Source organism: Tistrella bauzanensis, from assembly GCF_014636235.1.
Classification (GTDB): Bacteria; Pseudomonadota; Alphaproteobacteria; order Tistrellales; family Tistrellaceae; genus Tistrella; species Tistrella bauzanensis.
In genome coordinates this window covers 1-558 of sequence record NZ_BMDZ01000219.1, presented here as the reverse complement: position 1 = coordinate 558, position 558 = coordinate 1, and the positions used below count along the sequence as shown (strand labels likewise).

At 52.0% G+C, this 558-nt stretch carries 1 protein-coding gene; it reads right to left on the bottom strand.

All coding sequences use genetic code 11. From position 1 onward, the window contains the following. On the bottom strand, positions 1–449 hold a 449-nt coding region (locus IEW15_RS25665; RefSeq protein WP_188583396.1), incomplete at its 3' end, for an AAA family ATPase. Positions 450–558: the final 109 nt, after the last annotated feature.

Here is a 558-nt window from a genome sequence, read left to right as displayed (position 1 = left end):
TACACCTCAATTCGGCTCTCGTCGTCAGATAAGGGTTCAAATCGTGCTTTCAGCACCTCGAATGTGTTCCGTGCTATATAGAGGCTGGAATCACGTTTCAGATTACGCGCCTCGATGCGCTTCCATGCCTCGTCGTCGGAGCATGAAAGGCGATAAAGCCGGCAGTCGGCTCCAAGGCTACAAATGACAGATCGCACTCTATCCCGCTCAGCTCTCGACCAAAAACCAAAGTCGAGAACAACGTCTACCCCGACTTGAAGGCATCGTGTCCACATTTCCTCCATAAGTTCCGAGACTCGATTTGTGCAACCGGCAAACTGTTCGGCGGGAGGGTCATCGCCATATAGCTTCTTCATCCACTCATCTTGAGTGAAGCGGATTGCAATTGCTTCTTTTTCCAAAGCTTTCGCAAAGGTTGTTTTGCCAGCTCCCAAATATCCATGGATCAAATGCGCTGTTCTCATTTTGACCACACTGTAGAGCCTGTTGCAGAATGGGCTCCAACCCTGTCGATGTCCGCTTGCCCCCGCGCTGCGGGGCTGATTCCCTCGGGTGAGG